The following is a 5,800-nucleotide window of genomic DNA, read 5'->3' as shown; positions in this document are numbered from 1 at the left end:
CCGTCATCACCTCGCGCTCGGTGAGAAACGGATGCATCGGCAATGAGAGCACGCTGTCAGCCATCGCCTCGGCGTGCGGAAAATTTCCGTGGCTGTATCCGAGTTCGCGGCAGGCAGGCTGCAGATGAAGCGGGACCGGGTAGTGGATGCCGCATTCGATCTGTTCGCGCAGCAGCGCAGTCCGAATTACGTCGCGCCGCTCGCTGCGGATGACGAACAGGTGATAACACGATTCGCTCCCCTCGGGTTCAGAGAGCAGGCTCAAGCCGTCGTGGGGCAGAGCGTCACGATAAATATTGGCGAGCCGCCGACGCCGTGAGTTCCATTCCTCGAGGCGCTCCAGCTTGGGACGCAACACCGCCGCCTGGATCGTGTCGAGTCGCGCGTTGTATCCGTACGCGCTGTGGGCGTAGTGCGACAGCCGGCCGTGATCGCGGAGCGTGCGTATCTGCGCGGCCAACTCGTCGTCATTTGTCGCGACCGCGCCGCCTTCGCCCCATGCACCTAGATTCTTGCCGGGATAAAAGCTGAAACATCCCGCCACTCCGATAGTGCCGGCGTAGTGCGATTGCCCCTGGTGGTTGAGCCGGGCGCCATGCGCCTGGCACGCATCCTCGACGATCTTCAGGTCGCACGCTTGCGCGAGATCGCGCAATTCGATCATGGCGGCCGGCAGTCCATAGAGATGCACCGGAAGTATCGCGCGGGGGCCGTTGGGCGATGTGAAGCGCGCGCGCTCGAGATACCGCGCGATCTCCGGAACGCTCAGATTGCCGGTGTTCGGATCGATATCCACTAATGCGGGTCGCGCGCCGGTCTGCACGATCGCTTCGGCAGTCGCGATAAACGTCATCGGTGTCGTGATAACTTCGTCGCCCGGTCCGATTCCGATCGCGAGCAGGGCAAGCCTGAGCGCGTCGGTTCCACTCGACACGCTGACTACGTGACGCGCGCCGAGAAAATTGGCGAATTCATTTTCGAACGCCGCAACCTGCGGCCCTCCCACGTACGAAGTCTTTTCGTGGATCTCCTCGAACCCGCGTTCGACCTGCGACATGATTTCGCGGTTCTGCGCCGCGAGGTCTAGAAATTTGATTGTCATTCTCGTTCGACTCCCTGGAGTTGCGCGGAGCGGCGGCTGGAATACAGACGCGCCGGGATGCCCATGACGGTTGCTCGCTCAGGAACATCGCTGGTCACTAACGCGCCGGCGGCGACCATCGCCCCAGCGCCAATTTCGACCCCGCACATGATGATCGCGCCGCTCCCGATTGTGGCGCCGCGCCGCACGTACGTGCGTTCCATCACCCAATCTGCGGTCTTTTTCGGTGAGCCATCGGCGTTGGTCGCGCGCGGATGCCGATCGTTGATGAACATCACGCCATGGCCGATGAAAACTTCGTCTTCGATCGTGACCCCGGAACATACGAACGTGTGACTCGAGATCTTGCAGCGCTTGCCGATATGCGCGTCGCGCTGAACCTCGACGAAGGCGCCCAATTGCGACGCGTCTCCGACGCTGCATCCGTAAAGGTTTACGAACGGTCCGAACTTTACGCCCTCGCCTAAAATCACGTCGGGCGAGGCGCACACGTTCAATGGTAGTTCGCGAAGTGACATTCTCAATCCTCGTGGTACGGCTCAGATCCTCAAGCTTGGCGTGATCGGCATCGCCTGCCCGTGACTTTTGAGCGAGCGGTCCGCTGCTTCCAGAACTCTCACGACCCGCAGTCCGCTGTGACCGTCGCTGTTCGGCGAGATGCCGCGCTTGACGCAATCGACGAAGTGATCGCACTCCACCTTGAGCGGTTCGGATTCGTCGATACGGGGGATATTCACGTCGCCATCGCGATACTAGAGCTGAAAATCGCCGAAGGTGTCGAGGTAAGGATGCTTGGTCACGCCCTTGTCGTACACGCGAACCTTTTCATTCGGCGCCGTGTCGTCGTACACCAGCATCTTTCGCGATCCGATGATCGTCGTCTTGCGAATCTTGTTCGGGTCTAGCCAGCTCGCTTGCACGAAGGCGATCACGTTGTTGGCAAAGTGCAGTGTGAGACGCGCAACGTCCTCGACGTGATCGTGATAGTGGCTCTCGCCCTGGCAGCTCACTTCGATCGGCATCTCGCCGAGCAACATCAGGATGATAGAGATGTCGTGAGTGGCGAGGTCCCAGGCCACGTTGACGTCGCGGCGAAACATCCCGAGATTCGCGCGCACCGAGTTGATATAGAGAACGTCGCCCAGCTCGCCGCTGTCGATCAGCTCGCGAATTTTTATCACCGGCGCGCTGTACTCGAAGGTGTGCCCCGACATCAATCTCAGATCGCGCTCACGCGCCATCCGGATCAGCACCTCGGCCTGCTCGCACGAGGTGGCGAGCGGCTTCTCGACCAGCGTCGACTTGCCCGCTTTCAGGCAACGGCTCGCGATTTCAAAATGAGTGTTTACCGGCGTCGCCACCACCACCGCGTCGACCTTCGGATCGTTCAGCACCTGGTCAAGACTTTCGGTTACCACGACCGACGGGTAACGGCTCTTGATCTGATCGAGACGTTCATTGATGAAGTCGCAACAGACTACCCGCTCGATTCCCTGTGCCTGCGAAAAGTTTCGCACCCAGTTCGGTCCCCAATAGCCGAGCCCCACGATCGCAATCCCGCGCATCTGGCGACGAGTTGAGGCGGCGAGAATCTTCGAGGGCAGGTGAAAGCCGTTGCTTGAACCGGCCAGGTTACCGTTGAGAGAAATGTCTTCCATCACTAAGCCTCCATTCCAATCAATCGCCGTACCAGCGCCGGCAGCGGCGACTTGTATCCATTGAGAATCACCCCAGCGACGGGATGACCTGTGTTGCGCAGTAGATTTACAGTGGCGATCATTTCCGCCCGATCCGTCCGCAGATGCCGCGCGACGACCAGGATCGAATCGTTGGGACGCGCCAACGCCAGCATTCGTGGATCCAGCCGAACGACGCCGAGGTCGATCACCGCCAGCCGATAGCGCGCCAGCAATTCGTCCATGTCCTCGAGCATTTGCGCCGGATGATCTCCCAGCTCCATCTGTTCCGGCCGCGCCGTTTCGAGCCGCGGCCATCCCGTCCCCTGCACTGCTATCGATGTACTGATTGCAGTTGTCGGAGTCGGCACGACTGGGCGCCCGAAGAGCGGATGCATCGTGTTGACGCGCGACTGCCCTTCCACCAGTACTGTGCGCGCCGCCAGGCGCTGACTCATGTCCAGCGCCATCGCGGCAGCCACCGTGGACACGCCGTCGCCCGGCCTGCATCCGGTCATCAGTATCCGGGCCGGACCGTTATACGCGCTTGCGGCTCCCAACTGCTCGCTCAAGTTGCGGATCGAGCGGCTGGACGCGATCGAATCGAGCAGTCCTTGCGCCTCCAGGATCGGAACCAGCGCCATCGGCTTAGTGCGCGCAACAACTTCGGTGAGCGGCTTGGTTCTGGATTCGATGTAAGGAACCAATCCTGTCTTGCGGCGCTCCATTGCCTGGAAATATCTGCTCATTACTAGTGCCTCTCGGTGATCATTTTCCGGTTTGACTCACCCGGATGGATTGTCCGGGAAAGATGAGATTCATGTCCTTGATTTCGGGATTCGCCGCAGTCAATCGGCCAAGTTCATCGGTTCCGAACGAACCATAAAATCTCTTCGCTATTTTGTAGATCGTATCGCCGGTCCCGACGACTACGGTCTCGCCCTGTCGGGGACCCTGGTCGCCTTCGTCCGCCGAAGCTTTTGCGGGCGCCGAAATTTTTCCGGGCGAAGACAGCTTCACCGCAATGACATTCGCCGGGCTTGTTCCTGGTTTCGGTTGTTCTGGAACCGGCGGGACCGTTTCAGTTCCCCCAGCAGCTCCAGGCATGAACAATTCATTCGCGCTTCCGGCGGAACCGTCATGCGCATTGAGTGGGGCGATGTCTATCGGCTTCGGCGCCGGTTTCGTGGCCTCGTCGGATCGGGTCTTGAATTGCGCTGGAGTCCACTGCGCCAGCACTTGCGCTTGCGTCCGCTTGTCTTGCGATGCGTATCGCGCGGAGAGCGCCGTAAGAGTCTCGCGAAACGGCCGCAGCATGGAAATTCCCGCTCCCACGATCGCGATCAAACACAGCGCCGCGACGGCACCTTTAGCCGCCGCGCGAAGCGTCGGCCTGTGCGAGGCCGCCCGCGTGGCCGGCCGCCCGAATCCCGCCGACACCGATCTGATCGCCTCACTCACCGACGCCGCCATCTGCACCGGCGCCGACGCCTTGCTCGCCAGCAGGCGGTCGTAGTCGTGCGCGGCGTCTCGCAAGTGTTGCACCGTCGCGGACTCTTCACCGTCCGCGTACGCGAGCATCAGGGCATTGTGGCAGAGCACGTTGATTCGCCGTGGAATACCGCCGCTTGAGCGCATCAGTTCCCGCAAAGCGCCGCGCGTAAATAGCCGCTCGATGTCTCCGCCGCGCGACCGCAGCCGGTACTCGACGTAGTCGTAGATCTCTTTGCCCTGCAGGACTGGCAACAGCGCGCGCGCGCCTATCCGCTGATTCAGTTGACGCAGTTGCGGTGCGGATAGACGCCGGGCGAGCTCGATTTGGCCCACCAGCACGATCTGCAGCCGTCTGCGCTCGAGTGATTGAAAGTTGGACAACAGCCGCAAGTCCTCGAGCGCGTCATCGCTCAGGTCCTGCGCCTCGTCGATAATTACCGCGACGCATTCATCGGGGCCGAGCTTCGCGAGCTGCGCGTCGAACGCCTGCAGCAAAGTCAGTTTGTCCGACGCTTGCGATTGGCTGACGCCGAGCTGACCAAGGATCTGGCGCAGCATCTCAGTGAAGCTAAGCCGTGGATTCGCCACCCATGCACTGCTGACTCCCTGGTGCCGCGCCGCGAGCAGCGAGTAGATGAGGGTTGTCTTGCCGGCTCCGATTTCGCCGACCAGCATCGTGAATCCACTCGGCTCGCGCAGGCCCCATTCGAGCGCCGCCAAGCCCTCGCGATGCCCTGCGCTCATGAAGAGCACCGAGGCGGAAGGATTGAACTCGAAAGGTGCGCCGCTTAGCCCGAAGTGTTCGTAATACATATCGGCTACATCCTGTCGTCGAGGATCGCGACCGTGTTCAGGCCGGTGTCTTTGAAAATCGAAGCCGTCGAACAAATCCTGGGATCGTATTCCTCAGACCAGTGCGCCACCGCGGCTGCCAGGATCAGCGCGAACAGCAGCCCCGTAATCAGGTTCAACATGATTCGCGGAGAGACCGGTTCGATCGGCATGGTCGGCGCCTGAACGACGCTGACGTTGAGGATCCGGCTCTGATTGAGCGCCTCGGCCGCGCGCGCTTCTTCACCCTTGCGCACATAAGAGAGGTAGGCTTCCTTGTCGCTCTCGACCTGCCGCTCGAGCCGCTCGATCGAGACGCCGTCAGTGGTCATCGTCTTGAGCTGATCGCGCAGCGTCGAAACTTGCGCGGCCTCTGTCGTCTGTGCCGCCTTGTACGATGCGGCTTGGGCGCGAGCCTTGGCCAATTCGCCGTCGAGCGTCTGCCACGTCGGATTGACGTCGGTCGTCGTCTCCTGGACGGTGCTCTGCTTTTCGCGCGCCAGGATGTCATGGCCGGCCTTTAGCTTGGCGTCGATCTCGCGGATTCGCTGACTGCCCGGCTGGTAGCGGCTGAGCAGCTCTGCGCGCTGGGTCTCGAGCGAAAGCATCTGCGGCTTTAATTGCTGCAGCGCAAAATTCTGCACCGTCTTCGACTCCAGGGTCTGTTGTCGCGGAGTCGCCTTCAGCTCGGCTTCCT

At 61.2% G+C, this 5,800-nt stretch carries 7 protein-coding genes; all 7 read right to left on the bottom strand.

Annotated features, from left to right (window positions below):
• The coding region (locus VIW95_RS11525; protein WP_331586571.1) for a DegT/DnrJ/EryC1/StrS family aminotransferase at positions 1-1,102 on the bottom strand (1,102 nt) is incomplete at its 3' end.
• Positions 1,099-1,620, bottom strand: a complete 522-nt coding sequence (locus VIW95_RS11520) for an acyltransferase (protein WP_331586569.1) — start codon at positions 1,618-1,620, stop codon at positions 1,099-1,101. The genes VIW95_RS11520 and VIW95_RS11525, both read right to left, overlap by 4 nt.
• 21 nt (positions 1,621-1,641) lie before the next feature.
• Entirely contained in the window at positions 1,642-1,839 is a 198-nt protein-coding gene (locus VIW95_RS11515; RefSeq protein WP_331586567.1) for a hypothetical protein, read from the bottom strand.
• Positions 1,840-1,854: 15 nt separating this feature from the next.
• Complete coding sequence (locus tag VIW95_RS11510) at positions 1,855-2,760, bottom strand: Gfo/Idh/MocA family oxidoreductase (RefSeq protein ID WP_331586565.1); 906 nt, start codon at positions 2,758-2,760, stop codon at positions 1,855-1,857.
• Between the two features lie 2 nt (positions 2,761-2,762).
• Positions 2,763-3,527 (bottom strand): hypothetical protein, encoded by a 765-nt coding sequence (locus tag VIW95_RS11505; protein WP_331586563.1) that lies wholly within the window; start codon positions 3,525-3,527, stop codon positions 2,763-2,765.
• 19 nt (positions 3,528-3,546) lie between these two features.
• Positions 3,547-5,085: an AAA family ATPase gene (locus VIW95_RS11500; RefSeq protein WP_331586561.1), complete on the bottom strand. Its 1,539-nt coding sequence runs from the start codon at positions 5,083-5,085 to the stop codon at positions 3,547-3,549.
• Positions 5,086-5,090: 5 nt separating this feature from the next.
• On the bottom strand, positions 5,091-5,800 hold a 710-nt coding region (locus tag VIW95_RS11495; protein WP_331586559.1), incomplete at its 5' end, for a GNVR domain-containing protein.

Origin of the sequence: Binatus sp. (SeqCode) (assembly GCF_036522015.1) — a bacterium.
GTDB lineage: Bacteria > Desulfobacterota > Binatia > Binatales > Binataceae > Binatus.
Note: the sequence above shows the minus strand (reverse complement) of the source record. Positions and strands in the feature narration are given on the sequence as shown.